At 65.2% G+C, this 26,449-nt stretch carries 24 protein-coding genes; 4 read left to right on the top strand and 20 right to left on the bottom strand.

Features of this window, described 5'->3' with window-relative positions:
- Positions 1 to 347 precede the first annotated feature (347 nt).
- The 3 genes from FBY36_RS07185 (at position 348) to FBY36_RS07175 (ending at position 2,328) form a co-directional block, all read left to right on the top strand.
- On the top strand, positions 348 to 1,319 hold the full coding sequence (locus FBY36_RS07185; protein ID WP_200830456.1) for a DnaJ C-terminal domain-containing protein: 972 nt from the start codon (positions 348 to 350) through the stop codon (positions 1,317 to 1,319).
- Positions 1,320 to 1,334: 15 nt separating this feature from the next.
- Complete coding sequence (locus FBY36_RS07180) at positions 1,335 to 1,760, top strand: heat shock protein transcriptional repressor HspR (RefSeq protein ID WP_142118135.1); 426 nt, start codon at positions 1,335 to 1,337, stop codon at positions 1,758 to 1,760.
- A gap of 181 nt (positions 1,761 to 1,941) precedes the next feature.
- The gene (locus FBY36_RS07175) at positions 1,942 to 2,328 is read left to right on the top strand and encodes a hypothetical protein (protein ID WP_142122532.1); all 387 of its coding nucleotides are present in this window, start codon (positions 1,942 to 1,944) and stop codon (positions 2,326 to 2,328) included.
- Positions 2,329 to 2,388: 60 nt separating this feature from the next.
- Here the strand turns inward: FBY36_RS07175 and FBY36_RS07170 are convergent, their stop codons facing one another.
- The 8 genes from FBY36_RS07170 to FBY36_RS07135 all read right to left on the bottom strand — a co-directional run bounded on the left by FBY36_RS07170 (position 2,389) and on the right by FBY36_RS07135 (position 12,012).
- On the bottom strand, positions 2,389 to 3,798 hold the full coding sequence (locus FBY36_RS07170) for an aldehyde dehydrogenase family protein (RefSeq protein ID WP_142118133.1): 1,410 nt from the start codon (positions 3,796 to 3,798) through the stop codon (positions 2,389 to 2,391).
- Positions 3,799 to 4,047: 249 nt separating this feature from the next.
- Positions 4,048 to 5,553: an NAD-dependent succinate-semialdehyde dehydrogenase gene (locus tag FBY36_RS07165; RefSeq protein ID WP_142118132.1), complete on the bottom strand. Its 1,506-nt coding sequence runs from the start codon at positions 5,551 to 5,553 to the stop codon at positions 4,048 to 4,050.
- A 27-nt stretch (positions 5,554 to 5,580) separates the two neighbouring features.
- A complete protein-coding gene (locus FBY36_RS07160; RefSeq protein ID WP_200830455.1) occupies positions 5,581 to 6,396 on the bottom strand; it encodes an HpcH/HpaI aldolase family protein in 816 nt (271 codons plus the stop codon).
- Complete coding sequence (hpaH, locus tag FBY36_RS07155) at positions 6,381 to 7,166, bottom strand: 2-oxo-hept-4-ene-1,7-dioate hydratase (RefSeq protein ID WP_142118130.1); 786 nt, start codon at positions 7,164 to 7,166, stop codon at positions 6,381 to 6,383. The genes FBY36_RS07160 and hpaH overlap by 16 nt, the downstream gene beginning before the upstream one ends.
- Before the next feature lie 3 nt (positions 7,167 to 7,169).
- On the bottom strand, positions 7,170 to 8,255 hold the full coding sequence (hpaD, locus tag FBY36_RS07150) for a 3,4-dihydroxyphenylacetate 2,3-dioxygenase (RefSeq protein WP_142118128.1): 1,086 nt from the start codon (positions 8,253 to 8,255) through the stop codon (positions 7,170 to 7,172).
- A 43-nt stretch (positions 8,256 to 8,298) separates the two neighbouring features.
- Positions 8,299 to 9,837, bottom strand: coding sequence for a 5-carboxymethyl-2-hydroxymuconate semialdehyde dehydrogenase (gene hpaE / locus FBY36_RS07145; RefSeq protein ID WP_142118126.1), 1,539 nt, complete (start codon positions 9,835 to 9,837; stop codon positions 8,299 to 8,301).
- 47 nt (positions 9,838 to 9,884) lie between these two features.
- A complete protein-coding gene (locus FBY36_RS07140) occupies positions 9,885 to 10,559 on the bottom strand; it encodes a GntR family transcriptional regulator (RefSeq protein ID WP_142118124.1) in 675 nt (224 codons plus the stop codon).
- The gene (locus FBY36_RS07135) at positions 10,552 to 12,012 is read right to left on the bottom strand and encodes a fumarylacetoacetate hydrolase family protein (RefSeq protein WP_142118122.1); all 1,461 of its coding nucleotides are present in this window, start codon (positions 12,010 to 12,012) and stop codon (positions 10,552 to 10,554) included. Before FBY36_RS07135 ends, FBY36_RS07140 begins: the two co-directional genes overlap by 8 nt.
- 228 nt (positions 12,013 to 12,240) lie before the next feature.
- Here FBY36_RS07135 and FBY36_RS07130 point away from each other — a divergent pair, with 228 nt between their 5' ends.
- Complete coding sequence (locus FBY36_RS07130; protein ID WP_142118120.1) at positions 12,241 to 14,172, top strand: FAD-binding monooxygenase; 1,932 nt, start codon at positions 12,241 to 12,243, stop codon at positions 14,170 to 14,172.
- On the opposite strand, the gene FBY36_RS07125 is transcribed toward FBY36_RS07130, so the two are convergent.
- The 12 genes from FBY36_RS07125 to FBY36_RS07070 form a co-directional block, all read right to left on the bottom strand.
- Positions 14,148 to 14,999: a prephenate dehydratase gene (locus FBY36_RS07125; RefSeq protein ID WP_142118118.1), complete on the bottom strand. Its 852-nt coding sequence runs from the start codon at positions 14,997 to 14,999 to the stop codon at positions 14,148 to 14,150. The two genes, FBY36_RS07130 and FBY36_RS07125, sit on opposite strands and share 25 nt — an antisense overlap.
- A 99-nt stretch (positions 15,000 to 15,098) precedes the next feature.
- Entirely contained in the window at positions 15,099 to 17,012 is a 1,914-nt protein-coding gene (locus FBY36_RS07120) for an amylosucrase (RefSeq protein WP_142118117.1), read from the bottom strand.
- 336 nt (positions 17,013 to 17,348) lie between these two features.
- Positions 17,349 to 18,437 carry a flavin monoamine oxidase family protein gene (locus FBY36_RS07115; protein WP_142118115.1) on the bottom strand — a complete coding sequence of 363 codons (1,089 nt, stop codon included), beginning with the start codon at positions 18,435 to 18,437 and terminating at the stop codon, positions 17,349 to 17,351.
- Positions 18,434 to 19,477, bottom strand: coding sequence for an alcohol dehydrogenase catalytic domain-containing protein (locus tag FBY36_RS07110; protein ID WP_200830454.1), 1,044 nt, complete (start codon positions 19,475 to 19,477; stop codon positions 18,434 to 18,436). Before FBY36_RS07110 ends, FBY36_RS07115 begins: the two co-directional genes overlap by 4 nt.
- Before the next feature lie 167 nt (positions 19,478 to 19,644).
- Complete coding sequence (locus tag FBY36_RS07105) at positions 19,645 to 19,926, bottom strand: hypothetical protein (RefSeq protein WP_142118113.1); 282 nt, start codon at positions 19,924 to 19,926, stop codon at positions 19,645 to 19,647.
- Between the two features lie 140 nt (positions 19,927 to 20,066).
- The gene (locus tag FBY36_RS07100; RefSeq protein WP_142118111.1) at positions 20,067 to 20,960 is read right to left on the bottom strand and encodes a LysR family transcriptional regulator; all 894 of its coding nucleotides are present in this window, start codon (positions 20,958 to 20,960) and stop codon (positions 20,067 to 20,069) included.
- Between the two features lie 358 nt (positions 20,961 to 21,318).
- Positions 21,319 to 21,381: a thioredoxin domain-containing protein gene (locus tag FBY36_RS21070; protein WP_327436702.1), complete on the bottom strand. Its 63-nt coding sequence runs from the start codon at positions 21,379 to 21,381 to the stop codon at positions 21,319 to 21,321.
- A gap of 57 nt (positions 21,382 to 21,438) precedes the next feature.
- Positions 21,439 to 22,749: an MFS transporter gene (locus tag FBY36_RS07090; protein WP_142118109.1), complete on the bottom strand. Its 1,311-nt coding sequence runs from the start codon at positions 22,747 to 22,749 to the stop codon at positions 21,439 to 21,441.
- Positions 22,750 to 22,796: 47 nt separating this feature from the next.
- Positions 22,797 to 23,879 carry a branched-chain amino acid aminotransferase gene (locus FBY36_RS07085; RefSeq protein ID WP_142118107.1) on the bottom strand — a complete coding sequence of 361 codons (1,083 nt, stop codon included), beginning with the start codon at positions 23,877 to 23,879 and terminating at the stop codon, positions 22,797 to 22,799.
- A gap of 96 nt (positions 23,880 to 23,975) precedes the next feature.
- The gene (locus FBY36_RS07080; RefSeq protein WP_142118105.1) at positions 23,976 to 24,347 is read right to left on the bottom strand and encodes a carboxymuconolactone decarboxylase family protein; all 372 of its coding nucleotides are present in this window, start codon (positions 24,345 to 24,347) and stop codon (positions 23,976 to 23,978) included.
- Between the two features lie 57 nt (positions 24,348 to 24,404).
- A complete protein-coding gene (locus FBY36_RS07075; RefSeq protein WP_142118103.1) occupies positions 24,405 to 25,847 on the bottom strand; it encodes an amino acid permease in 1,443 nt (480 codons plus the stop codon).
- Between the two features lie 130 nt (positions 25,848 to 25,977).
- Entirely contained in the window at positions 25,978 to 26,442 is a 465-nt protein-coding gene (locus FBY36_RS07070) for a RidA family protein (protein ID WP_142118101.1), read from the bottom strand.
- Positions 26,443 to 26,449 lie beyond the last annotated feature (7 nt).

The raw sequence follows: 26,449 nt of genomic DNA, 5'->3' as shown, positions 1-26,449 counted from the left end.
GGCTTCTCACCTGCGCCGGACGGATAAGGGGCCCCGCCCCTACGCTGGGTGGCTGAGGATCTGCGATCCCCAGCCACCCAGCTCCGGCAGCGGATCTGGCCTCCCAACACTCGCAAGCTCGTGTCGGGGCCCTCGGCCAGATCCTTACAGCCACTCCCGGGCCCCTTATCCGTCCGTCGCTCAGCGGTTGTCTCGCCTAAGGTGGGACCAAGCGAAGCGCAGCTGGGTAGGGGGCCGCGGCGTGGCGGGCACCGCGGAGCGGGCACGGCCCCCTACCCAGCGGAGCGCGGTCCGGGCCCCTGTACCGCGGAGAGCTGTTAGTTAGAAGACTTTGAAAGGAAACGCCATTGGCTAGCCAGGATTGGGTGGACAAGGACTTTTACAAGATCCTTGGTGTTGCCAAGGACGCTTCCGACGCCGACATCAAGAAGGCCTACCGGAAGCTTGCGCGGCAGCACCACCCTGATACAAATGCGGGGAACTCTGCTTCCGAGAAGAAGTTCAAGGACATCTCCGAGGCTTATTCGGTGCTTTCGGATCCGGACGAGCGCCAGCAGTATGACGCCATCCGGGCCATGGGCAGCGGGGCACGGTTTGCCCCGGGCGGCGCGGGCGCCACGAACGGCGGGTTCGAGGACATGTTCGGCGGCCTGTTCACCGGCAACACCGGACGCCACGCCGGCGGGTTCAACCCCTCCGCGGGTGGTATTCCGCCCGAGTTCGCGGACCTCTTTGGCGGCTTCGGCGGAGCCCCCGGGTTCCAGCGCACCCCGCAGAAGGGTGCCGACCGGACCGCTTCCACCAGCATTTCCTTTGCCGGTTCCATCCGCGGCACCACCATCGGCCTGCGTGAACCCAGCGGCGAAGTGATCGATGTCCGGGTTCCCGCCGGCATCAAGGACGGCCAGAAGGTCCGTGTGCGCGGCAAGGGCCAGCCCGGTGCTGCCGGTAACGGTGACCTGGTGGTGACCGTCGCTGTCCAGCCGCACCAGTTCTACACGCGCGACGGCGACAATCTCAGGATCCATGTCCCCGTCACCTTCCCGGAGGCTGCTTTGGGTGCGGACATCGAGGTTCCCACGATCGACGGCGACAAGGTCAAGGTGCGTGTTCCGGCGGGCACGCCGTCCGGCCGCACCCTCCGGGTGAAGGGCAAAGGCGTCAAGACCTCCAAGGCCACCGGCGACCTGCTGGTGACCATCGACGTCGCGGTTCCCAAGAACCTCAACAAGGAAGCCGAGGCTGCGGTCAAGGCGTTCGCCGAGGCAACGTCGTCGGCGGATGTTCGCGAGGGCCTGGCAGCCAAGGCCCGGCTCTAGGCACGGAGGTGAGGCGTGGACATCAATGCTGACCAGCCGATCTTCGTGATTTCGGTGGCGGCCGAGCTGGCGGACATGCACCCGCAGACGCTGAGGCAGTACGACAGGCTGGGCATCGTCAAACCCAGCCGTGCCCCCGGAAAGTCCCGGCGCTACTCCCAGCGTGACGTGAACATGCTGCGGGAAGTGCAGCGGCTGTCCCAGGAAGGCGTGTCACTGGAGGGGATCAAGCGCATCCTGGAACTCGAAAACCAGGTGGCAGCCCTCCAAAGCCGGATCGCCGAACTTACCGAGGAACTCGCGCGGCGGCCGCGCTCTGTGGATTCGCGCATCTTCGCGGCCGGTGCGGCGGGCGACGTGGTGAGCCTGGCCCGCGGCCAGCGCCCCCGGCCCCGGTCCCAGGCGGTCATGCTGTGGCGGCCGCGGGCGCTCGGGCAATAAGTACCGATTCCCGGCAAGCCATCACAAATATGAGTACCCGCTACTCGTGACGGAAAAGCCCCCTGGAACTTGAATGGAACCATCGCCGGATCAGCGGCGGTGGTTCTGCAAGTTCTGGGGGTTTTTCCGTGTTTACAGATCTCAGCAAAGCTTCAATCAGGAGCCGGCCATGAGCCCGGGAATGGAATCCGTGGCCGCGTTCAGCAGTTCCATGCCGGGGCAGATCCTGTTGGCCATCGGGCAGACCATTGTTGTGGTCTGCGTCTGCTTCGACATGGTCCGTGAGTTGTCCGTCCCGCGGTCGCACCGGCGCTACGTGGCCAGTACCGTCTTCCGTACCCTGGCAATCCCGTCCATCGTGGCCAATGCCATGACCGTCTTCATCGCCCTGGTGGTGTCCTCCTGGGTGGACGTGGTGATGGGCATGTTTGTCCTGGTTGCCATTGTCTTCCGGTTCCACCACAACCAGGACGAGGACAACTGGTGGAAGGGCAAGGGCAAGAAGCTCGCCCGGTGGGCCCGCCGGCAGTTCGCCGGCAGAACGTCCACCGCCCCGGCCTTGGGGTAAAGCCATACAGCCCCGGGAGCCCGGCACTGGCAGACCGCGTGCCGGGCTCCCGAGTCAACGTCAGCCGTTGATGACCTGCGGTACGCCCAGGGCCTTGAGGCCTTCCACGCCGAATTCGACGCCGTAGCCGGACTGCTTGGCCCCGCCGAATGGGATGCGCGGGTCCACGGCGCCGTGCCGGTTGATCCAGACGGTGCCGGCCTGGATACGGGCCGCGACCTCCCGGGCGGCGGCCAGGTCAGGGGACCACACCGAGGCGCCCAGGCCGACGTCGAGCCCGTTGGCCATCTCCACTGCTTCGTCGATGCTGCTGTAGCGGATGATCGGCAGGGCAGGGCCGAACTGTTCCTCCGCTACCAGCGGGTTGCCGTTGTCGATGTCCGCCACCAGGGTGGTGGGGTAGAAGAAACCAGGCTGGCTGGTATCCGGGTTCCCGCCCAGCAGGACGCGCGCCCCGGAAGCCTTGGCCGCCTCCACGAGGTTCGCCACGACGTCGTACTGTGCCTTGTTCTGCAGCGGGCCCAGCACGTTGTCCTCGTCCAGGCCGTTGCCCATGGGCACCTGCCGGGCGACCGCCACGAGCTCCTCGCAGACGGCGTCGTAGATGTCATCGTGGACGTAGAGGCGCTTGAGGGCGGCGCAGGTCTGTCCGGTGTTCAGGAACGCGCCCCAGAAGATGTCCGTGGCGATGGCCTTGGGATCGGCGTCGGGCAGGACGATGCCGGCGTCGTTGCCGCCCAGTTCCAGGGTGAGCCGTTTGACGGTGTCCGCGGAGGACTTGATGATGGCGCGGCCGCCGGCGGTGGAACCGGTGAACATGATCTTGCCGATCGCGGGGTGGTCGGTGAGCCTGGCACCGACCTCCCGGCCGCAGGAGACCACGGACAGGATGCCCTCGGGGAGTTCCTCGTTGAGGACCTTGACCAAGGCCAGGACGCTCAGCGGGGTGTTGCCGGACGGCTTGACCACCACGGCGTTGCCCATGCGCAGGGCCGGGGCCAGCTGCCAGACGGCGATCATCATGGGCCAGTTCCAAGGTCCAATCGCGCCCACGACGCCGATGGGCCGGTAATGCAGTTCGGCGCGGGTCTCGCCGTCGTCCACGATGGTTTCGGGTTCCAGGGGCAGTGCGGCGGTGGCGCGGAGCCAGGCCACGCAGGCCCCGACTTCAAAGCGCGCATTGGGCCCGTTGAGCGGTTTGCCCTGCTCGCGGGAGAGCAGCTGGGCGAGTTCCTCTGCGGAGCGTTCGACGGCGTCGGCTGCTTTCAGGAGCGCGGCAGACCGGGCGTCGTGGCCCAGGGCAGCCCAGACGGGCTGGGCGGCGACGGCAGCGGCGACGGCTTCTTCGAGGAACTCGAGGCCGTGGACGGGTGCTTCGCCCACAGCCTCACCCGTAGCGGGGTCAAAGATGGTCCGGCCGGTGCCGGCCGCGGGGGAAATGGACGCGAGGAGTGCATCGTAGGTTTCCAAGGGATACTCCACTTCGAGTAGCAAGGACGCCAGCCGGTCGGCGTAGCGGGTTACTCCCCAGTCTGGGTGAAGGGCCGGTCCCTGCTCTTGTCTTTGTGCGCAAAGCCCTTGTCCGGGAGCGAACGCCGTGTCACGCCAGGCATGTTTTGGCGGAACGCGCGACGGCGGAACCCCGGATTTCCGGGGTCCCGCCGCCGAAGGTGGGCCGAAAGCATGCCCTGCGTGACGCCGTCGGACGTCCCTGCCATCCTAGTCCGCGTACGGGTCAGCGATGCCGATGTGCTGCGTGGTGGTGTATTCGGCGATGCCTTCGGTTCCGCCTTCGCGGCCCAGGCCTGATTGTTTGACGCCGCCGAAGGGTGCGGCTGCGTTGGAGATGACGCCGGCGTTGAAGCCGACCATGCCGAACTCGATCTGTTCCGCCACCCGGAGCAGGCGGTTGAAGTCCCGGCTGTAGAGGTAGGAGGCAAGGCCGTACTCGGTGTTGTTGGCGAGCCGGATGGCGTCTTCTTCGGTGCTGAAGGTGGTGACGGGGGCGACGGGTCCGAAGATTTCCTGGCCCAGGATCGCGGCGTCGTTGGGCACGTTAGCGAGGACCGTGGGCTGGTAGAAGTAGCCGGGACCGTCCACGGGTGCCCCGCCGGTGACGGCTGTTGCCCCGGCGCCGACGGCGGCAGCCACCAGGGCGTGGACGTCGTCCCTTGCGCCGGCGTCGATGAGCGGCCCGACTTGGGTGGCCGGGTCGGTGCCGCGGCCGGTGGCCAGGGCGCCCATTGCGGCTGCGAACTTGGCGGTGAATTCGGAGGCGACGGATTCGTGGACGAGGAACCGGTTGGCGGCGGTGCAGGCCTCGCCCATGTTCCGCATCTTCGCCGCCATGGCCCCTTCGACCGCGGCATCGAGGTCTGCGTCTTCGAACACAATGAACGGGGCATTCCCGCCGAGCTCCATCGAGGTGCGCAGGACGTTCTGGGCGGCGTCGGCCATCAGGCGTTTGCCCACCGGGGTGGAGCCGGTGAAGGAGACTTTCCGCAGCCGGGAGTCCTTCAGCAGGGGACCTGAGATCCCGGACGCCGAGGAGGAGGAGACGACGTTCAGGACGCCGGCGGGCAGGCCGGCATCGAGCATCGTCTGCGCAAAATACTGGGCCGTCAAAGGTGTGAGTTTGGCGGGTTTGAGGACCATGGTGCAGCCAGCGGCGACGGCGGGGGCTAGTTTGCGGGTGGCCATCGCCAGCGGGAAGTTCCAGGGCGTGATCAGCAGGCACGGGCCGACGGGTTTGTGCTGGACCAGGATCTTGTTCCTGCCCTCGGGGGTGGTGAGGTAGCGGCCGTAGTCCCGGACGGTTTCCTCGGAGAACCAGCGCAGGAACTCGGCGCCGTAGGTGACTTCGCCACGGGCTTCGGCCAGGGGTTTGCCCATTTCCAGGGTCATCAGGAGCGCGAAGTCCTCGGCCCGTTCGGTGACCAGGTCGAAGGCCCGGCGCAGGATCTCCGCCCGCACGCGGGATGCAGTCATGGCCCAGGACGCCTGGACGGCGTCGGCGGCGTCCAACGCCGCAACAGCGTCGTCGCTCGTGGCGGAGGCGAGGGTGGCGAGCACCTCTCCGGTGGCGGGGTCGTGCACATCGAACGTGCCGCCGTCGGACGCCTCCCGCCATTGCCCTCCGATCAGCAGGCCGGTAGGCACGGAAGCCAGCAACGATGCTTCACGCTCCGGTGAAATGGCAGGGGAAAGCGCAGAAGTAACTGTCATGGAAGAAGTCCTTTAGGAAGGGGAAGGTCAGTAGCTCGCGGTTGTGCCGCCGTCGGCCTGCGGGATGTATTCGGCGGCGAGGGCTTCGGAGCCGCGGGCCAGGATGGCGACGTCGGCGCCCACCAGGATGAAGCCGGCGCCGTTGTCCAGGTAATGCCAGGCGGTGGCGGGGGCGAAGGCGTTGACGCCTGCAGGCTTGCCGGCCGCCTTCGCAGCGGACAAGCAGTGTTCGACGGCGGCGCGCACCTCGGGGTGTTCCTGCTGTCCCAGCAGGCCCATGGAGGCTGCGAGGTCGGAGGGGCCGACGAAGATGGCGTCCACGCCGTCGACCTTGAGGATGTCCTCCACTGCCTCGACGGCCGCCGTCGACTCGATTTGGACGGTGACGCTAATGGTCTCATTGGCCCGCGCCAAGTAATCGGGGACGCGGTTCCACCGGGCGGCGCGGGCCAAGGCCGAGCCGACGCCGCGGACGCCCTGCGGCGGGTAGCGGGTGGCCGCAACCGCAGCCTCGGCTTCCGCCACGGAGTTCACCATGGGGATCAACAGGTTCTGCACGCCCAGGTCCAGGTACTGCTTGATCACCACGGTGTCGTTGACCGGCGGCCGGACCACGGTATGGACCGGGTAGCCGTGGATGGCCTGGAGTTGGGCCAGGATGGATTCGAGCCCGTTGGGGCTGTGTTCGGCATCCACCAGGAGCCAGTCCAGGCCGGACCCTGCGCAGAGCTCGGCGATCAGCGGGCTCCCGGAGCACACCCACATTCCGGCCAGCGGCCGGGCTGCTTCACCTTTTTGGGCAGCCAGGGCGGACCGGAAGGTGTCCTCTACTCGAAACGGCATGTGACGCTCCCCAGGGGTCCGTAGTCTGCGTGGACAGTATCGCCTTTGTACACCCACATGGGGCGGGTGAAGGATCCGGCCAGGATGATGTCGCCGGCCTTCAGGGCGTCGCCGTGGGCGGCGATCTTGTTGGCCAGCCAGTGGACGCCGTTGGCAGGGTGGTCCAGGACGCCCGCGGCCACGCCGGTCTCCTCCACGGTCTGGTTCTTGTAGAGGATGGCGGAGACCCAGCGGAGGTCCACGGCGTCCGGCTTCACGGGGTTGCCGCCGATCACCATGGCGCCCATGGCCGCGTTGTCCGAGATGGTGTCCACGATGGTCCGGCCCTCCATCTCGATCCTGGAGTCCAGGATCTCCAGGGCCGGAACCACGTAGTCGGTGGCCTTCAGGACGTCGAAGATGGTCACTCCGGGGCCCTTGAGCCCGTCCTTCAGGACGAATGCCAGCTCCACCTCCACCCGCGGATGCGTGTACCGGTCCCAGTCCACGGAGCAGCCGGTCTCCAGCACCATGTCGTCGAAGATGGCGCCATAGTCCGGTTCGGTAATGCCGGTGGCGGCCTGCATGGCCTTGGACGTGAGGCCGATCTTGCGCCCCACCAGCGTCCGGCCGGCCTCCTCGTTCCGGCGGCGCCACAACTGCTGCACCGCGTAGGAGTCCTCCACGGTCATGTCCGGGTAGCGGGTGGTCAGGCGGGGGACAGGGGTGCGGGTCCGGCCGGCTTCCACCAGCTCATCCGCGATGGCCTCAATCGTCTTCGGCTCCAGCATCTCCTAGACCTGCACTCCCAGTTTGAAGCCGGTCCGGTCGCCTTCGGCGGAGCCTTCCTTGCGGGTGTAGGAGAAGCCGTCGGCGCCAACCGTCACCGCCATCTCGGACTTTTCCTCTCGTTCGATGACCGGCTGCGGGTTGCCGTCCAGGTCCAGGACCAGGGAGGCCTCGGTGTACCAGGACGGGACCACGGGGTTGCCCCACCAGTCGCGGCGCTGGTTGTCGTGGACGTCCCAGGTGATGGTGGGGTTGTCCGGGTCGCCGGTGTAGTAGTCCTGGGTGTAGATCTCGATGCGGTGGCCGTCCGGGTCGAGGATGTAGAGGTAGAAGGCGTTGGACACGCCGTGCCGGCCGGGGCCGCGTTCGATCCGGTCGCTGATGCGCAGGGCGCCCATCTTGTCGCAGATCTGGATGATGTTGTGCTTCTCGTGCGTGGCGAACGCGACGTGGTGCATGCGCGGGCCGTTGCCTCCGGTGAGGGCGGTGTCGTGGACGGTCTGCTTGCGGTGCATCCACGCGGCGTAGGTGACGCCGTCGGCGTCCTTGATGTCCTCGGAGACGCGGAAGCCCAGGTCCTCCAGGTACTTGCGGCCCTTGGGGACGTCCGGGGTGACCTGGTTGAAGTGGTCCAGGCGGACCAATTCACCGGCGGAGTAGAGGTCGTAGCGCTGGGTGAGGCGCTCCACGTGCTCCACGTCGTAGAAGAATTCGTAGGGGAAGCCCAGCGGGTCCTCCACGCGGACGGAGTCGCCGATGCCCTTGGTGAAGCCTTCCTTGCGGCGCTCCACCCGGCAGCCCAGTTCCTTGTAGTAGGCCTCGGCGGCGTCCACTTCGGCGGGGGATTTCACCCGGTAGGCGAAGGCAGCGACGGCGGCGACGGGTCCCTGGCGGAGGACCAGGTTGTGGTGGATGAACTCCTCCAGGGAGCGCAGGTAAATGTTGTTCTCGTCTTCCTCGGTGACGTGCAGGCCGAGGACGTCCACGTAAAACTCGCGGGACCTGGCGAGGTCGGTGACCACGATTTCCATGTAGGCGCAGCGGACAATGTCCGGTGCCGGGACAGAAGGGGTGGGAACAAAGTTGGTCATGATGGTCTCTCTTCTTTGAGCAGGTTCTTCAGGAAGTAAGGGGTTAGCCCTCGTTGGTGGCGGAGTCTTCGATGCTGCCGAACTTGGGGGTGTGGACGCTGCCGAGCGTGATGTGCACGGCCTGCTGGTCGGTGTAGAAGTCGATGGAGCGGTAGCCGCCCTCATGGCCCAGGCCGGAGGCTTTGACGCCGCCGAAAGGGGTCCGGAGGTCGCGGACGTTGTGGCTGTTCAGCCACACCATGCCGGCCTCCACGTTCTGGGAGAAGTTGTGCGCCCGGGTCAGGTTCTGGGTCCAGATGTAGGCCGCAAGGCCGTATTTGGTGTTGTTGGCCAGGGCGAGGGCTTCGTCGTCGTTCTCGAACGGGGTGATGGCAACGACGGGCCCGAAGATCTCCTCCTGGAAGATTCTGGCGTCGGGGGCGACGTCGGCGAACACGGTGGGTGCGATGTAGTTGCCTTCAGGGAGGCCTTCCGGCCGTCCGCCGCCGGCCAGGAGTCGGCCTTCGGACTTGCCGATCTCTACGTAGGAAGCGACCTTTTCGAAGTGTTCCGGGTGGACCAGCGCGCCGACTTCGGTCTTCGGATCATGCGGATCGCCCACCACGATGCTCTTGGCCCGGGCGGCGTATTTTTCGCAGAACTCGTCGTAGATGGCGCGCTCAACGAGGATGCGGGAGCCGGCGGTGCAGCGCTCGCCGTTGAGGGAGAAGACACCGAACAGCGCGGAGTCGATCGCGGCGTCCAGGTCGGCGTCGGCGAACACCACGCACGGGGACTTGCCGCCGAGCTCCATGGACAGGCCCTTGAGGTTGGCGGCGGCGTTCCGGAAGATGGTCTGCCCGGTGGTGGTTTCGCCCGTGAAGGAAATCAGCGGCACGTCCGGGTGCTTGACCAGGGCGTCGCCGGCTTCCTCGCCCAGGCCGTTGACCAGGTTGAAGACGCCATCGGGCAGGCCGGCATCCTTGAAAATGGTGGCCCAGAGCGAGGCCGAGAGCGGGGTGAACTCGGCGGGCTTGAGGACCACGGTGTTGCCGGTGGCCAGGGCCGGGGCGAGCTTCCAGGACTCCAGCATGAACGGGGTATTCCAGGGGGTGATCAGGCCGGCAACGCCGATCGGCTTGCGGTTCACGTAGTTGATCTGCGAGCCCGGGACCTTCATCGCGTCATCGAACTGGGCGACGATCAGGTCCGCGAAGAACCGGAAGTTCTCGGCGGCGCGGAGGGCCTGGCCCTTGGCCTGGGTGATCGGCAGGCCGGTGTCGAAGGTTTCCAGTTCGGCGAGCCGGGCTTCCTGGGCCTCGACGGCGTCGGCGATTTTGTTCAGCACCCGGGCACGTTCGCGGGGCTTCATCCTGGGCCAGGGGCCGTTCACGAACGCTTCGCGGGCGGCGGCGACGGCGAGGTCGATGTCCTCTTTTTGGCCGGCCGCGGCGGTGGCGTAGTTCCGGTTGGAGACCGGGTCCAGGACATCGAAGGTCCTGCCGGAGACGGAGTCCACGAACTGGCCGTTGATGTAGTGCTGGATGTGGGTGGGCAGGTCATCCGGAACGTAGTGCTTGGTGGTTTCTACCGAGGTCGTCATCGTTGAAGTCCTAACTGGGTTCTATCCGTACAAGTGGTCTTTGGGTACTAGTTGGTTTGGGCGAGGTAAGCGTCCAGGGTTGCGGTGCGGTGCCGGCGGGCAGCTTTCTCGATGTCGTCTGCATCCGCCCCGGTCTCGATGAGGTGCAGCAGGTTTTCGTGTTCCTCCACGGAGTCGCGGGCCCTGCCGGGGACGAAGCGGAAGGTGGAGGAGCGGAGCGCGGCCAGCCGGTTCCAGCCGCGGTGGACAAGGTCCAGGATGTGCGGGTTGGGGCAGTATTCAAACAGGACGCTGTGGAAGTCCTGGTTGAGCTGGGTGAAGCGCACCGGGTCGAAGTGCTCCAGGCACTCGCGCATCTCCTGGTTCACTGCACGGGCCCGGGCGATGGACTGGCCGTCGATCAGCGGTGCGGAGAGTGCCGTCGCGGCCCCTTCCACGATGCTGAGGGTCTGCATGGTGTAGAGGTATTCGGTGGGGTCGATGCCTGCCACGGTGGCGCCGACGTTGCGTTCGAACGTCACCAGGCCTTCGGCTTCCAGCCTGCGGATCGCTTCGCGCACCGGCACCACGCTGAAGCCGAGATCCTTGGCAATGGCGCCCAGGACCAGGCGGTAACCGGGAGTGTAGGTGCCCTCCACGATGCGCGCCTTGACGGCCTGGTAGGCCTGCTGGGACTTGCTGCCGGGAGTGGCCTCAGAGAGGTCAGCCATGGTTTCAGTCATTATTGCCACCCCATTCCCTATATTTCGCCCGCCACTCGGCGTTCATCGGGTAGAGGCCGTCCACGCTGTTGCCCTGCTTGACCATCTCGAAGATGAAGGTTTCTTCCTTTTCCTGCTGGATGCAGTCCTCCACCAGTTCTTCGGCAATGGCCGGCGGGATCACCAGGATGCCGTCGGAGTCGGCAACGATGATGTCGCCGGGCTGGACGGTGGCGCCGCCGCAGGCGATGGTGATGTCCGTGTCCCACGGAATATGGCGGCGGCCCAGCACGGCGGGGTGCGGGTTGGCGAAGTAGGTGGGCATCTCCAAGCCGGCTACAGCGGTGTAGTCGCGGACGCCGCCATCGGTGACGATGGCTGCGGCGCCGCGGACCTGGGCGCGCAGGGCCAGGATGTCGCCCACGGTGCCGGTTCCTTTTTCGCCGCGGGCTTCCATGACCAGGATTTCGCCCTCGTTGACGGAGTCGATGGCCCGCTTTTGGGCGTTGAAACCGCCGCCGTGGGTCTTGAAGAGGTCCTCGCGGTTGGGCACGTAGCGCAGCGTCCGGGCCAGCCCCACCACGCGGCGGTCTGGCCGGGTGGCCTGCAGCCCGTCGATGCTGACGTTATTGAGGCCGCGCTTGCGCATTTGGGAGGACAGGGTGGCCGTGGCGACGCTTTCCAGCTTCGCCTTCAACTCGGCGGAAAGGGCGGGCTTGGGTGCGGGGAGCCCAGCAGCTTCGCGGGAACCATAAGCCTCCTCCCGCTGCAGGTCATCCACCTTGGGCTGGGCACCAAACTCAGCGAACGCCGTCGTGCCTTGCTCAACTGTGGTGACCAGCCGGCCGCTGGTGAGCGCGCCGTCAAGGGTGCCCACCTCAACCTCCAGGACGTCGCCGGGTTTGGCCACGGAGGCACCGGCCGGGGTGCCGGTGAGGATAATGTCCCCCTCCTCCAGCGTGAGCAGCTGGGACAGGTCCGCCACCAGCCGGGCGAAGGGGAAGAGGAGGTCTTCAGTGGTGTCGTCCTGGACCAGATCGCCGTTGTGCCAGGTGCGGATGCGTAGCTGGGAAGGGTCGACGGCGTCTGCCGGAATCAGTGCCGGGCCCACCGGGGTGAACCCATCGCCGCCCTTGGACCGGAGGTTGGATCCCTTGTCCGCCCAGCGGAGGTCGTACACGCCGAGGTCGTTGCTGGCGGTGACGGCGGCAACATGGTTCCACGCGTCTTCCATGGAAACGCGGCGGGCGGCCTTGCCGATGACCAGGGCGATCTCGCCCTCGTAGCCGAGCAGTTCGCAGCCTGCGGGGCGCTCGACGGGGCTTCCACTCAATGCCAGCGAGCTGGAAGGCTTGAGGAAGTAGGACGGCTGCGCCGGGGTGCGGCCGCGCTGGGCAGCCCGGCTGGGGTAGTTGATGTGCACCGCGACCACCTTGCGTGCTGCCGCCAGGGTGTCGCCGTTGACCTGCTCCAAAGCATCTCCTCATCAGGTACGAAATCGTATACGATCACTATCCATAGATTTCCCGCGTCCGTCAACCCCCGGTTTTCCTGCGCTTTTCGGGCACTTCCAGAGCCACTTGTCGTCCCCGTCACATCCGGCGTACAGTGGAAACCAAGTTTCTAGCTTTCAATTATCGAATCTGTTGTTCTTATATAGAACACCTCCCGCGACTCATCCACAAAGAAGTGAGGAAAGCCCGTGCAGTTCCACCACCACGGATATGTATCCGGTGACCCGCGCGTCCAGCCGGCGGCCGGCGTCGGCCTGAACCGCCACGAGGAGCTCCCGGAGGAAGTGGACGTGCTCATCGTCGGCACCGGCCCCGCCGGAATGCTCGCCGCCGCCCAGCTGTCCATGTTCCCGAATGTCTCCACCCGGATCATTGACCGCCGTCCGGGCCGCCTCGCCATCGGCCAGGCTGACGGGATCCAGGCGCGCAGCGTCGAAACCTTCCAGGCCTTCGGATTCGCGGAGCGGATCATCGCCGAGGCCTACCGCATCACGGAGATGGCGTTCTGGAAGCCGGACCCCGCAAACCACGCGAACATCGTCCGCGCCGCCCGTGCCGTGGACGACGAAACCGGGATCAGCGAGTTCCCGCACCTGATCGTCAACCAGGCGCGGGTGCTGGACTACTTTGCCGAGTTTGCCGCCAACTCACCCACCCGCCTCACGCCCGACTACGGCTATGACTTCCAGGGCCTCACGGTCGGCACCGAGGGCGACTACCCGGTCACCGTGACGCTGCTTCACACCGCCGGACCCAACGAGGGCCAGGAACGGACGGTCCGTGCAAAGTACGTGGTGGGAGCCGACGGCGCCCGGAGCAAGGTGCGTACGGCCATCGGCTGCACGCTGGCGGGGGACCAGGCCAACCACGCCTGGGGTGTCATGGACGTCCTGGCCGTCACCGACTTCCCCGACATCCGCACCAAATGCGCCATCCAGGCCGAAAAGGGCAGCATCCTGCTGATTCCGCGGGAAGGCGGCTACCTGTTCCGCATGTACGTGGACCTGGGCGAAGTGGATCCTGCCACCCACCACGACGTCCGCAACACCAGCATCGAGCAGATCATCACCAAGGCCAACGACATCCTGCACCCCTACACCCTGGATGTACGGAATGTGGCATGGCACAGCGTGTACGAGGTGGGCCATCGCCTTACGGACAGGTTCGATGACGTCCTGCCGGCGGAGCGCGGCACCCGCACCCCGCGCGTGTTCATCACCGGCGACGCCTGCCACACCCACAGCGCCAAGGCCGGGCAGGGCATGAACGTGTCCATGCAGGACGGGTTCAACATCGCGTGGAAGCTGGGGCACGTGCTGGAAGGCCGGAGCCCGGAAAGCCTGCTCACCACCTACTCGGAGGAGCGGCAGGTGGTGGCCAAGAACCTGATCGACTTCGACAAGGAGTGGTCCACCATGATGGCCAAGAAGCCGGAGGAGTTCGAGCACCCCTCCGACCTCGAGGACTTCTATGTGCAGACCGCCGAGTTCCCGGCAGGCTTCATGACCCAATACGCGCCGTCCCTGATTATCGGTTCGGCGGACCACCAGGGCCTTGCCGCCGGCTTCCCCGTGGGCAAGCGGTTCAAGTCCGCACCCGCCGTCCGCGTTGGTGACACCAACCCCATCCACCTGGGCCACCACGCCACGGCGGACGGCCGCTGGCGGATCTACGTCTTCGCGGACCAGGCCCTGCCCGGCACGGACTCCGCCACGGACAAGCTTGCCGAGTGGTTTGTTAACGCACCCGAATCTCCGCTGGCTGCCACGCCTGCCGGCGCCGACCCGGATGCGTGGTTCGACCTGAAGGTCATCTACCAGCAGCCGCACACCGCCGTCGACATCGGTGCCGTGCCTGCCGCGTTCAAGCCGCAGGTGGGCCCGTTCAAGCTCACGGACTACGAAAAGGTGTACGCAACGGATCCCACGGCGGACATCTTCGAGCTGCGCGGCATCGACCGTGCCGGTGCCGTGGTGGTGGTCCGCCCGGACCAGTATGTGGCCAACGTCCTGCCGTTGACCGCAACCGCCGAGCTCGGCGCCTTCTTCCGGCCGCTGCTCAAGCCGCTCAGCAAGGCGGCCCCCGCCCAGCCGCGTCAGGCGGTGGCTGCCGCCCGGTAGTCAGCCGCGGGGTACACGCCGAGGATACGCACCTCGGTGGTGAAGAAGTCCAGTTCCTCGAGGGCCAGCTTCAGCGGCAGGTCCTCGGGGTGGCCTTCGACGTCGGCCATGAACATGGTGGCGGCGAACTCGTTGCCTACCATGTAGCTCTCCAGCCGGGTCATGTTCACGCCGTTCGTGGCGAATCCGCCCAGCGCCTTGTAGAGGGCCGAAGGCACGTTGCGGACGCGGAACACGAAGCTGGTGACTGCCGGCCCGGGAAGTTCATCCCTGGCCGGCAGCGCTGTTTCGCGGGCCAGGACCACGAAGCGGGTGGTGTTGGAGGGGTCGTCCTCAACCCGCGAGGCCAGCACGTCGAGGCCATAGATCCGGGCGGCCAGCGGGGGAGCCAGGGAGAGCTTGCGGGGATCGTTCCACTCGGCCACCTCGCGGGCCGATCCGGCGGTGTCGCCGGCGATGACGGGCTTCAGGCCGTGTTCGCGGATCAGCTTCCGGCACTGGCCAAGGGCGTGGATGTGGCTGTGCACCTCGGTGGCACCTTCAATGGTGCTGCCCGGGATGCCCAGCAGGTCGAAGTGGATGGGCAGGAAGAACTCGCCCACGATCTGCAGGTTGGACTGCGGCAGCAGGATATGGATGTCCGCCACCCGGCCCGCGATGGAGTTCTCGATGGGGATCATGGCCAGGTCCGCCTCGCCGGTGGTCACCAGCTCAAAGGCGTCCTCGAAGCTGGCGCACGGCACGCTTTCCATGTCCGGGAACATCTGCTGACACGCGATATTGGAGTTGGCGCCGGGCTCACCCTGGTACGCAATCTTGGAGGCCATGATCCGTATGGTTTCATGTCCCGCCCCCGCCCGCCCAACTGGGTAGTGCCAAGTGTCGTTATGGGCGGTCATAACGACACTTGGCGCTACCTACTTGGGTTAGGCGGGGGTGACGCGCAGCCAGAGGTACTGCCGGGGGAGGAGGGTGACGACGTCGTCCAGCTGCAGGGTGGCTTCGGAGAGAAGGTCGACGGCGGCGGCAGCGAAACCGGCGAAGGTTTCCGCAGGGAGGGTCTGGGCTGAGTCGCCGAAGTTGGCGAGGGCAAGGACAGTTCCGGCGCCTTCGATATCGCCCGGGCGCTGGTAGGCGAGCACCGAGCGGTTGTTCGTGCGGAAATCGACCAGTGCGGTTCCCGCCAGTTCGGGAGTGCGGGCCCGGACCTCGATCATCCGCTTCAAACCGGCGTAGACCGCGCCTTCCGGGGTGGTGGGGTCGTCCCGGCGGGCGTACTGTTCGGCGGGGAAGTGCGGCCGGTGCACCCAGCGGCTGTCCTCCTCGTGGCCAGGCTCCGACGGGTAGGAGTAGTCGTTGACCTGGCCCACTTCGTCACCGAGGTACAGCAGCGGGATGCCGCCGGTGCTGAACGGCACCGAATGGGCCAGGAGGATCCGTTCCACCGCCTCAGCCGGGTCCACCTCCATGCCGCACAGGGACGCCGTCGTGCCCGAAATCCGGCAGTCACCCGTCTTGGGGTTGTCCTGGAAGGGGACACCGCGGGCGAAGCTGCCGGGGAACCGGTTGACGTAGAAGGAGTTCAGGAAGCGGCGGTGATCAAAGCCGTTGATGCCCAGTTCTGCGGCGTCCTCATCGGCGAAGGTCCAGCCAATGTCGTCATGGCTGCGGACATAGTTCACCCAGGACGTGCCGTCCGGGATGTTGTGCCTGCGTTCCAGTGCCTGGGAGAGAAGGGAAACGTCCCGGGTGGCCAGGGACTCCCAGATCAGGGCCATCTGCAGGGGATTGTAGGAAAGCTGGCACTCTGCGGGGTCGATGTACAGCGCCACCTCGTCCGGGTGCACGATGGCCTCGGACTTGAACAGCAGTGACGGTGCCGCCAGACGGCAGACCGCGTTGAAAGCGCGGAGCAGCGTGTGGGCCTGGGGAAGGTTTTCGCAGGGGCTGCCCAGCTGCTTCCAGATGAAGGCCACTGCGTCCATGCGCAGGATGTCCACGCCCTGGTTGGCCAGGAACAGCATCTCGGCCGCCATGGCCCGGAAGACCTCCGGGTTGGAGTAGTTCAGGTCCCACTGGTAGGTGTGGAACGTGGCCCAGACCCACCGGCCGTCGTCCATCTGGATGAAGGATCCTGCGTGGTTCTCAGGGAAGATTTCGCGTACGTTCGCCTCGAAGGCGTCCGGCATGGTCCGGTCAGGGAAGATCCAGTAGTAATCGCTGTACTCCGGGTCGCCCGCGGCAGCCTTCCGCGCCCACTCATGTTCGTCCGAGGTGTGGTTGAAGATGAAATCCACCACCAGGCTGATCCCGTGGGCGCGCAGTTCCGCCGCGAGGGAACGCAGCTGCTCCATGGTGCCCAGTTTCGGGTTGACCTCCCGGTAGCTGGACACCGCGTAACCGCCGTCCGAGTGCGGTTCGGGCGCCAGGAACAGCGGCATCAGGTGCAGGTAAGTGAGGCCCAGTTCCTTGAAGTAGGGAATGCGGCTGCGCACTCCTTCCAGGCTTTCGGCGTAGCGGTCCACATAGCAGACGCCGCCCAGCATGCCGTTGGACTGGAACCACTCCGGCGTCTCCTCGCGCTCGGCGTCCAGCGCCTTCAGCTCCGCGGAGCGATCCTGCCACGACCGTGCGCTCTGGACCACCAGTGCGGACAACTGTTCCAGCCAGTCCTGCCGGGCGCAGTAGAGCGAGTGGAAGAGACTGCGAAGCGTGGGGAAGTGCTCCTCAAGGCGCCGGTCAAAGTCCGGATCCGTATGGAGGCCGAGGTCCCGCTCCCGTGCCAGTGTTGCAAGCACTGAGTGGCGCGCCTCTTCGTCCTCATTAACGGTTTCCAGCATGTTGACCGGCCCTTCCCCATTTCCGCTGGCCTTCCCGGCCGCGCACCTCTAGGGAAGTATTCCACGTCACATGTTGGGGCGTCCCACTGCGGCGCGTTGCTTGCATAGTGCGCCATCCTGGTCCGGATTCAGCGTCGCTCAACGCTGGTTCCGTCAGATTGGACTCTGAGACTCTCCGGATTAGGTGTCGGTGGGTCCGAAATTGGACCCTATCCTGACGGAATTGACCCCGCTTCTGACGTCAGGTTGGGGTGTACGCCAACTGATGCCGCGGTTCAACTTAGGAGCACTCACTTCCGGGGAAGGGATGCCCGTAGGCGGTGTATGAAATCTCATTTAGGGCGAGGTCATGGAACGGGTATCCATTGAGATAGTGATCGCCTGAGCGGCACTGCGGCCTGCGATAGCTGCTCCTTCGAGGTGGCCAGCGTACGCGGTGGCGGTCTCGGTGGACGCCCAGTGTACGCGGTTGTGGATGGGCTGTTGGAAGAGTGGGTTGCCGTAGCTGCTTGTTCCCGCATCTTCCTGGTTTCTCGGCTGTGTGTAGGGCTCGGCGCTCCAGTCCATGACGTGAATTTCGGTGGGATTGCTTGCGTCGGCGCCGAACAGCCGTACAAGCTGGTCGTTGAATGCGTGCGCAATGGCGTTGGTTCCTTGTCGGGGGAGTCCTGCGCAGGGAGCGAATCCGAAGATCGCTGCAGGCTCCCCGCCCGGTCCGCTGTGGTCGTGGAATTCACGGAAAGGACCACTGTGGCTAATGGCGGATCCGGAGAGGCCGATGCGGCGCCAGAACGGGCCGGGGTAGACCGCGACGGCCTTGATCATTCCGCCCATCCACACCGCAGTACGCTTACAAAGCTCTTTGAGGTCGTGCGGGAGGACTGGGACGAACTCAATAGACTCCGCTGCCAGGGCGGGTGGGACGGCGAGGACAACACGTTGTGCGCTCAGCTCCCGTCTGTGGGTGAGTATCTGGACGTCATCGCCATCGACGGTGATTGCCTCGACAGGCTCGTTCAGGGCGAGCGATCCTTCCGGAAGACGGCGGGCCAGTTCGATGGGGAGGGAATGTGCTCCGCGTTCGAAGCGGAGAGATGGGGAGCCAACAGGGTTTCCGTGCAGCCGCCGGCTTCCATCCTGGCCGGTGTCGAAGAGTGCGTCTCCCGCCAATGACTGGGGAAAGCTCGCGAGCCCGAGGGTTTCGAGCATCGATCGGACCCGCAGTTCGTTCTCCCAAAACCATGTAGCGCCGAGGTCGATGCCCGCCTCTGCGGAGTTGATGCTGAATGCCCGTCCTCCAACACGGTCGCGGGCTTCGACGCACAGGACTTTGTGGCCGGCGTGGAGGAGTTCGTACGTTGCCACGAGGCCAGCGAGCCCGGCTCCAATGACGACGACGTCGTAAGAGGCATCCGGAGAGGTCATGGGGCATCCGTCGGGTCGAGGACAATTCGGAAGCGGGCTTCGCCCGCAGCAAGACGGGTGAGAGCTTCGTTCGCTTGGGCAAGGGGCATCTGTTCGGTCATGGGTTTCACGTCGTTGAACTGCGCGAACCGCATGGCTTCTTCGGTGTCTAGAGCGCTGCCGGTGAGGTGGCCGGTGATGAGTTGCCCGTTCATGACGAGTTGTCCGACCGGAATGGAGAGGCTGGCTGCGTCCACTCCAATAATGGTGAGGCGTCCTCGGATGGCGAGTCCGTGCAGGAGGCCTTCCAGGGGCCCGGTTGTGGGAGCAGTGCAGAGGATCAGATCCGCGGCTCCGAGTGCAGCGAGGGCCGTTCCCGGGTCCTCGGCGGTGCTGTCGATATAGTGGTGCGCGCCGAGTTGGTGGGCAAATTTGGTGCGCTCTTCGCCCCTGGCGATGGCAACAACGCGGTAGCCCATTTTCGCGGCGAACTGGACGGCGAGGTGTCCGAGGCCGCCAATGCCGAAGACCGCTACGGTCCCGCCTGCCGGGACGGAAGCTTCGCGGAGAGCGTTGAAGGTGGTGACCCCGGCGCAGCCCATTGGTGCCGCCTCGGTAAATGCCATGCCGTCGGGGATCCTGGCGAGGGCGTCTGCCGGGACGGTGATGGTCTGGGCCCATCCGCCGGGGTAGGACAGTCCGGGGATCTTCCGTTGCGGACAGTGAACGACGTCACCGCGCCTGCAATATGTACATTGGCCGCAGCTGCCACCGAACCAGCCCACAGCTACTCGGTTCCCAGGTTCCCACCTGGTGACGCCTTCACCGATCTCTGCGATAGTCCCGGCGGCTTCGTGGCCGGGCGTCACAGGAAAGGTGACACCCTTCCCCTTGGCGCGTGCTGTGCCGATATCGGCGTGACACATGCCTGTGGCGGCAACGTCAACCCGTACGTGGCCAGGCGGGGTCGCGGTCAGGGCCCTGTGAACGAGGTTCAGCGGCTGGCCGGGTTCCGCGACCTGCATGGCCGCCAGTCCGGGCGTAACGGGGGTGGTGGACACCAATGGTCCTTTCATCAGGTGCTGGGGGCTTCTTCTGGGTGGCGCTGACCGGGCGGAGGGAGTGGGACACCAGCGATGCCCACTCCCTCCGGTGGAACGTCAGTTCCGCAGGGCCCAAGACTCCGCCCGCGGCGTCCGGACCGTCCGGTCCTGAACGAGGGCGAGCGTCAGACGGTCTCGTAGATCCGGACTTCCGGCTCGGCCTTAAGCAGGGGAGCGAGCGCGACTACGACGTCCTGGGTGAAGAGATCAGTGGCCAGATATTTTTGCGCGCAGTCAGTGGAGCCGAATCCGTGCAGGACCTGCACGTCTTCCTCGCGCACCAGGAGCTGTTTGCTTTGGGCACCGCCAACGGTGTCCAGGAACGGCTGCTTGAACTTCTCGTACACGGCGGCCGCGGCCTCGCGGTCGGCATCGTCGATCTTCAGGGTGATTTCCAGGTAGGCCATATTGAGCTCCAATAGTCGCAAAGGATTCGCAGCAGGTGGCTGCGCCTTCCCAACGCTATGAACAGCAGCGCCTCCCCGGTAGAGGACGGTCATGAATACGGACATAACCTATCGTTATGCCTGCGTGGTCCGAGGCTTGATCAGCTGTTGTGCTCGACCAGTCGGCCTGCGAGATGGACTAGTTGGTTGGCAATGGGGGAGTGGGGGCTCCAGATCGTCTCGTAGAAGATCTCCAGGACGCTTCCGTCGGTATCGAGGATCTCGCGGTACGTCGTATCGGCGGCAGCAAGCTTCGACTTCGGGAGCATGGCGGACGCGAGCCCGAGCTGCGACCATTCCTCGAGGACCCGGTAGGTGCCGGCCTCGCCCGGGTAGGCGGTGATCGAGAGGTCGTGCTCGCGGATCAGGCTGCGGGTGAAGGCGGTAAGGCCGCACGTGTCAGGCATCAGGATCAGCTGTTTTCCCGCGAGGTCCTCCACGCGGGCCCGTCCTGCCCCTGGCCGTGTTTCCACCAGGACCAATGGCTCGGAATCGATGATCCTGTGTTCGTAGCGGGGCATCGGCTCCACGGAGGGAACGACGATGATGTCCAGGTCGCCGTCCTCGAGGGCACCGCGCAGTTCGCTCATGTTCGCTTCCCGCAGCACCAGTTGCTTGCGCGCGTCCTCCCCGGGCTCGTCGCAGACGGCCCGGTAGGCGCTGGCCACGATCTTTGGGTTGATCAGCGGAGAAACGCCGAGGCGGATCGTCTCAGGTACGGGCGCCTTCCACCTCGCGGCTTCTGCGTGGACGTCGTCAAGTGCTCTGAGGGCCTGCTCGATGCGCGGCAGCATCGTGTCTCCGAATTTGGTGAGTGCTACACCGCGGGGGGAACGATCGAACAGCTTTTCTCCCAGGGATGCCTCCAGCTTCGCGATCCCGTTCGACAAGGCGGGTTGGGTCACTCCGTGCGTCCTCGCTGCGGCACTGAAAGACCCCGTTTCCGTCACGGCCCGCGCGTACCGCAGGCCTTCGATGCTCAATCGTTCACCCATAAGCAGAGGCTATCGCTGAGGGCTTCTGGGAACGGAGTTCCCTTGGGTACTGAGGCCGGCCACTGCTCCCGGGCTCGTACTCAGGCTGGGGCCTACGACTGGAGGGAGTCGTTCGATGTCTCCTCTTGCCTGTCCGGGATTTTGTGCCCGGCCGGCGTCCACATCGAGGGCGTGCACCTGCTCCATCAGTGAGTCCCGCACAGCAGCAGGCAGCGCCCCTGGTTGTGAATAGAGGCGGATCCCGTCGCGGAAGATCATCAGCGCAGGAATCGAGCTGATCTGTGCCCGGGATGAGAGTTCCGGCTCAGCTTCCGTAGCTTGGTGAAGACGATGTCGGGGCTTGTGCTCGGAGGCCTGTTCAAACACCGGGGCGAAACGCCCTGCAGGGCCCACACCATGCGGCCCAGAAATCGGCCAGCACGATGCCGTCGGCGGAGGCGATCCGCTCGAAGTACTGGAGGGTGAGATCTCGGGTGGGTCAGGACGGGATTCCTTTCGGGGCGATGGCCGTGAGCACGGTCAGAGGTATCAGAGCAATGATGGCGATGGCCGCCAAGGCTGAGAAGCTGGTGAACATCAGGACCGGACCTGCCGTGAAGGCGGCCGCGGCTCCGAAAAGGTTGGAAAGGGCATCGAGGCCTCCTTGTGAGGCGGCCCGTGCCTGGCCGGATACCGCCACACTGAACAGGGCGGAACCTCCGACGTTGCCGAAGGACCAGCCCAGGCCGAGCAGGATCAGCGATGCCATCATCCATCCCATGTCGTACGACTTGATCATGCCGATCGTCAGAGAAACCGCAAGGAGGACGATACCGGCTGCGATAGTCAGGCGGTGGCCGATCCGGTCCGCCGCGATGCCCACAATGGGGGAAACCCCATACATCCCCACGATGTGGAGGCTGATTGTGATGCCAATGAACGTCACCGATCCGCCTTCGTGCTCGATGTGCACCGGCGTCATCGTCATGATCGCCACCATGACGAGCTGAGAGGTAAGAATCGCTACGACGGCCAGCCGCGCGGGCCGGTTCCGCCGGAGCTCGGCCAGCATGGCCCGGGGCCGGCCACGCCCTGCAGGCGGGGCGGCCACCGCGCGGCTGCCCGGGCCACCGGACTCGTTGACGGCATGGGCTCGGGCGAGCAGAAGGGGGTCGGGCCGCAGCAGCGTAAAAACAAGGCCTCCGGCAGCGGCGAGGCATCCTGAGGCGATCAGGAACGCTGCAGCGAACACCGTCAGGCCCGTTGCACGGCCGATGACTTCACCGGGCACCCCAAGGTTCGGGCCGAGGACGCTGCCGATGGTGCCCACCCAGACAATGAGCGCTAGAGACCGTGCGCGGTGACGGGGGGTGGAAAGATCTGTTGCGGCAAACCGTGCCTGCAAGCTGACCGCGGAGCCCGCTCCGATAAGCAGCAAGCCTATGAATAAGGGAACGACCAGGCTCCATTGAGCGGCAGCGACAAGAAGGCCGGAGCCGGCCGCAGCAACCCACCACCCGCTCGCCAGTGCAACTCTCCGCCCTCGGCGTGCCGCAAGGTTGCCCAGGGGAAAGCCCAGCAAGGCCGCGCCGAGTGTGCTTGAGGTACGGGCCAGCCCGGCCCATGCTTCGTTGTCGGTGACCTGGCCGGCCAGGAGCACGCCGATGGAAGGAGCGATGCCAACACCGACCGTGCCCACGACTTGCATCGCCGAAAGGACGACCATCGTGCGGCGCTGGAGGCGCTCCACGTCCTGTCCTGCGCTTTCAATGTGGCTGGCGGGCAACGTGGATATTTGGGTCCTGGTCATCTTCTTCTTCGGTTCCGTATCTCTATCCCTGCGTTCTTCTGAACGTGTTAGATCACCCGCTGGAGCCAACCCCTCGAATCGGGCCGGTCGCCGTACTGGAGCCCGAGGAGGTGTTCACGGATGGCGAGGGTGTTCGGGCCCGGTTCACCGGTTCCGATGGTGATGTCAAGGTCTTCGCCTTGGATTGACACGACGGGGGTGATGGCCGCTGCGGTGCCGCTGGCGAAGATCTCGGTGATGGTGCCGTCCGCGCAGCGAGTCTGCACTTCGCTCAGTCCGATGCGCCGCTCCACCGGCGTTAGTCCGTGTTCTTCGGCGAGAGCGAGGATGCTGTCCCGGGTCACGCCCTCCAGAATGGTGCCCAAGCCAGGGGTGATGAGTTCGCGGTCGGCTGTGATGATGAACAGGTTCATGGTGCCTGATTCCTCAAGCCATTCGTGTTCGACGGCGTCGAGGTAGAGGACTTGGTCGCATCCGTTGGCGCGGGCTTCGGCCTGGGCGGCGAGCCCGGTGGCGTAGTTTCCGCCGCATTTCGCGTCCCCGGTCCCTCCCTTGGCTGCGCGTGTCTGGGTCCGGCTGGCCCACAGGGAGATTCCCGTGGGCCCGTCAGGAAAGTAGGGGCCGGCGGGGGAGGCGATAACGCAGAACTTTGCTTCGGCCGCGGCTCGGACGCCAAGGAATGGTTCCGAGGCGAACATGAACGGCCGGATATAGAGGCTGTGCTCCTTCCCATGCTCGGGGACCCAGGCGTGGTCGGCCCGGACGAGTTCCGTGACGGCGTCCAGGAACAGTTCCTCATCGAGGACAGGCAACGAAAGCCGTGTGGCGGATCGTCCGAATCGGGCGGCGTTGGCTTCGGGACGGAAAAGCCAGACCGAGCCGTCAGCGTGGCGGTAGGCCTTCAGTCCTTCGAATATTTCCTGCGCATAGTGCAGCACCGAGGTCGCCGGGTGGACGCTAAAAGCTTCGAGAGGGCCGACCTTCTGGTCGTGCCAGCCGTCCGTCAGGGACCAGGAGGCGGTGGCCATGTGATCGGTGAAGTGGTTCCCGAATCCGGGGTCCGCCAGGACAGCCATCCTGTCATTGGGGGGCAACGGGCTTGGTGCGGGGGTCAGTGGGAAGGCGGTCATTCGGGTGTTCTCTCTGCTGGGGATCGATCGGTAGTGAACGGGCTGAAGCCCGTGCCCGGGATATTTCCGGGACACGGGCTTTAGCCGTGAGGTTACTCAGGACAAGGATGCCGCTGGGACGCTTGGGTTGGAAGCGGCGGCTTCACCTTGGAAGAACTTCAGGGCCTGCCAGCCGTGGGTAAGACCGCCTCCTGCCCTGAGCGCAGTGGCTGTCATGATGGTCTCCGCGAGCTCCTGTTCGGTGGCGCCTGCTTCACGGGCGGCGTTCGAATGGGCTTCGATGCAGTAGGGGCACTGGGTGGTCAGTGCGACGGCGACGGCGATGAGCTCGGTGTACTTGAGCGGAATGACGTTGTCCGGGTTCTCGAAAACAGCCTTGTCGAGCGCCTGAAAGGCATCGACGGCGGCGGGAGCGCCCTTGCGGAGGTTGCGGAAGAACTGGCGGTCATTGTGGTCGTGATACGTCATGGAGACTACTTTCTGTGAGTGGTTTTTACTGGAGGTAAGGAGTAACGGGCGGCGGGGTCAGCTGCCCATGTGGTCGGGGACGGGTACGGAGTCCTCGGTAGCGGTTTCGACTTGCTCGGGGGACTGCCGCTTGCGGTAGACCCTGTAGGCGACGGCGACTACCACGACCCAGGCCACAGAGACGATCAGTGAGACTTGCATGTCCGGCAGGATGGCGATGCAGACCAGGATCACGGCAACGAATACGAGAGCGATGTAGTCGGCGTAGGGGTAGAAGGGAGACTTGTACTTGATCGCGTCAGCCTGTCCGTTCTGGATGCGCAGCTTCCGGAATCGGAGGTGGCTGAGAGCGATCGAGCCCCAGGCGCAGATCAGTCCGAAGGTGGTCACCGAGGAGAAGATCTCGAAGACCTGATCCGGCATGAGCAGGTTCAGACCCACACCGGCGAGCATGATGACGAAGACGGCAATGACGGCGCCGGAGGGGACCTGCTTGCTGTTGACCTTGCCGAGGAACGCCGGGGCCTTGCCTTGGAGGGAGAGGTTGTAGAAGGTCCTGCTGTTGGTGAAGATACTGGAGTTCACCGCGGAGAGCACCGCGGTCATCACCACGAGGTTCATGATCGTTGCGGCCGCCGGGATGCCAATCCTGGTGAAAACCTCGACGAACGGGCTGCCTTTTCCGGTCAAGGAGGTCCAGGGGAAAATGGTGACCAGGATAGTGATGGCTCCAACGTAGAAGATCATCAGACGCCAGAACGTGGCATTTACGGCCTTGGGCATTGTCTTTTCAACGTCTTTGGCTTCGCCGGCAGTCAGACCCAGGTTCTCGATGCCGCCGAATGCGAAGGCGACCATCACGATGGACAGGATGGAGCCGCTGATGCCGTTGGGGAAGAAGCCTCCGTGTTCCGTCAGGTTGCCAAGTCCGAGGGGCTGGCCCCCGTTGCCGAGCCCGAAGAAGATCATTGCAGCACCGAAGATGATCAGGACGACGATCGCGACCACCTTGATGATGGCAAACCAGAATTCTGCCTCGCCATAGAACTTCACGCCGACGACGTTGATGACGAACATAATGAGTACCGCGATCGCCGCGGTGACCCAGATCGGCATACCGGGGACCCAGTACTGGACATATTTGCCCAGGGCATTGAGTTCGGCCGCACTGGTGGCGAGGAGGAAAATGAAGGCGTTCCATCCGTTGAGGAATCCCATAAAGGGGTGGATGTAGCGGCTTGAGTAGGAGATGTATCCGCCGGAGACGGGTTCCTCGACGGACATTTCGCCTTGGGCGCGCATCACGAAGTAGATGGCGGCTGAGGCGACGATGTAGGTGATGATGATGGCTGGGCCTGCGGTCTGGATGGCCCAGCCGGAGCCGTAGAACAATCCAGTTCCGATGGCCCCGCCGATGGCAATCATTTGCAGGTGCCTGCTCTTGAGATCCCGTTTCAGGTTCTCTTTTTCATATGCCTGAACGCGTTGGGGAGATTTCATAGCGCTCTTCTTCCTTGAAGGGGCTTGGGGGATCAGATGGTTTCTGGCATGCCTTTGGGTCGTCAGTGGTGTGCGGTCGCCAGTGCGTACTTGGTGAATGAGTTTGATGCGGGAGTGTCCCGCGGTTGAATCAGTGGAGTTCGAGGACGGCTTCGATTTCGACCGGGACGTCCATCGGCAGCGAGGGAACCCCGACGGCGGAGCGGGCGTGGTTTCCTGCCTCGCCGAGCGCCTCGACCAGGAAATCAGATGCACCGTTGGCGACCTGGTGCTGGTCGGTGAAGGCCGGCGCGCTGGCGACGAAGACAGTGATCTTGACCAGGCGCTTGATCTTCGCCAGGTCGCCCAGGGCGTCCTTGGCCTGGGCGAGGATGTTCGCAGCGCACCAGCGCGCGGCTTCCTGACCGGCGGCGATGTCGACGCCTTCGCCGAGCTTGCCCATTGAGGTAAAGCCACCGTCGCGCATCGGCAGCTGGCCGGAGGTGAAAAGCAGGTTCCCGGTGCGGACGTAGGGCTGGTAGTTGGCTACCGACCGTGCAGGGGCGGGGAGGACGACGCCGAGTTCGGACAGACGGTGTTGAATGGTGATGGTCATGGAATTC

It is taken from the genome of Arthrobacter sp. SLBN-122 (assembly GCF_006715165.1).
GTDB lineage: Bacteria > Actinomycetota > Actinomycetes > Actinomycetales > Micrococcaceae > Arthrobacter.
Note: the sequence above shows the minus strand (reverse complement) of the source record. Positions and strands in the feature narration are given on the sequence as shown.

Bases quoted from the DNA above. Each gene is read 5' to 3' on its own strand.
- FBY36_RS07175 (WP_142122532.1), top strand. From the start codon at position 1,942: ATGGAATCCGTGGCCGCGTTCAGCAGTTCCATGCCGGGGCAGATCCTG.
- FBY36_RS07165 (WP_142118132.1), bottom strand. From the start codon at position 5,553: ATGACAGTTACTTCTGCGCTTTCCCCTGCCATTTCACCGGAGCGTGAA.
- FBY36_RS07160 (WP_200830455.1), bottom strand. From the start codon at position 6,396: ATGCCGTTTCGAGTAGAGGACACCTTCCGGTCCGCCCTGGCTGCCCAA.
- hpaH (WP_142118130.1), bottom strand. From the start codon at position 7,166: ATGCTGGAGCCGAAGACGATTGAGGCCATCGCGGATGAGCTGGTGGAA.
- hpaD (WP_142118128.1), bottom strand. From the start codon at position 8,255: ATGACCAACTTTGTTCCCACCCCTTCTGTCCCGGCACCGGACATTGTC.
- hpaE (WP_142118126.1), bottom strand. From the start codon at position 9,837: ATGACGACCTCGGTAGAAACCACCAAGCACTACGTTCCGGATGACCTG.
- FBY36_RS07140 (WP_142118124.1), bottom strand. From the start codon at position 10,559: ATGACTGAAACCATGGCTGACCTCTCTGAGGCCACTCCCGGCAGCAAG.
- FBY36_RS07125 (WP_142118118.1), bottom strand. From the start codon at position 14,999: ATGGCCTCCAAGATTGCGTACCAGGGTGAGCCCGGCGCCAACTCCAAT.
- FBY36_RS07120 (WP_142118117.1), bottom strand. From the start codon at position 17,012: ATGCTGGAAACCGTTAATGAGGACGAAGAGGCGCGCCACTCAGTGCTT.
- FBY36_RS07115 (WP_142118115.1), bottom strand. From the start codon at position 18,437: ATGACCTCTCCGGATGCCTCTTACGACGTCGTCGTCATTGGAGCCGGG.
- FBY36_RS07105 (WP_142118113.1), bottom strand. From the start codon at position 19,926: ATGGCCTACCTGGAAATCACCCTGAAGATCGACGATGCCGACCGCGAG.
- FBY36_RS07100 (WP_142118111.1), bottom strand. From the start codon at position 20,960: ATGGGTGAACGATTGAGCATCGAAGGCCTGCGGTACGCGCGGGCCGTG.
- FBY36_RS07090 (WP_142118109.1), bottom strand. From the start codon at position 22,749: ATGACCAGGACCCAAATATCCACGTTGCCCGCCAGCCACATTGAAAGC.
- FBY36_RS07085 (WP_142118107.1), bottom strand. From the start codon at position 23,879: ATGACCGCCTTCCCACTGACCCCCGCACCAAGCCCGTTGCCCCCCAAT.
- FBY36_RS07080 (WP_142118105.1), bottom strand. From the start codon at position 24,347: ATGACGTATCACGACCACAATGACCGCCAGTTCTTCCGCAACCTCCGC.
- FBY36_RS07075 (WP_142118103.1), bottom strand. From the start codon at position 25,847: ATGAAATCTCCCCAACGCGTTCAGGCATATGAAAAAGAGAACCTGAAA.
- FBY36_RS07070 (WP_142118101.1), bottom strand. From the start codon at position 26,442: ATGACCATCACCATTCAACACCGTCTGTCCGAACTCGGCGTCGTCCTC.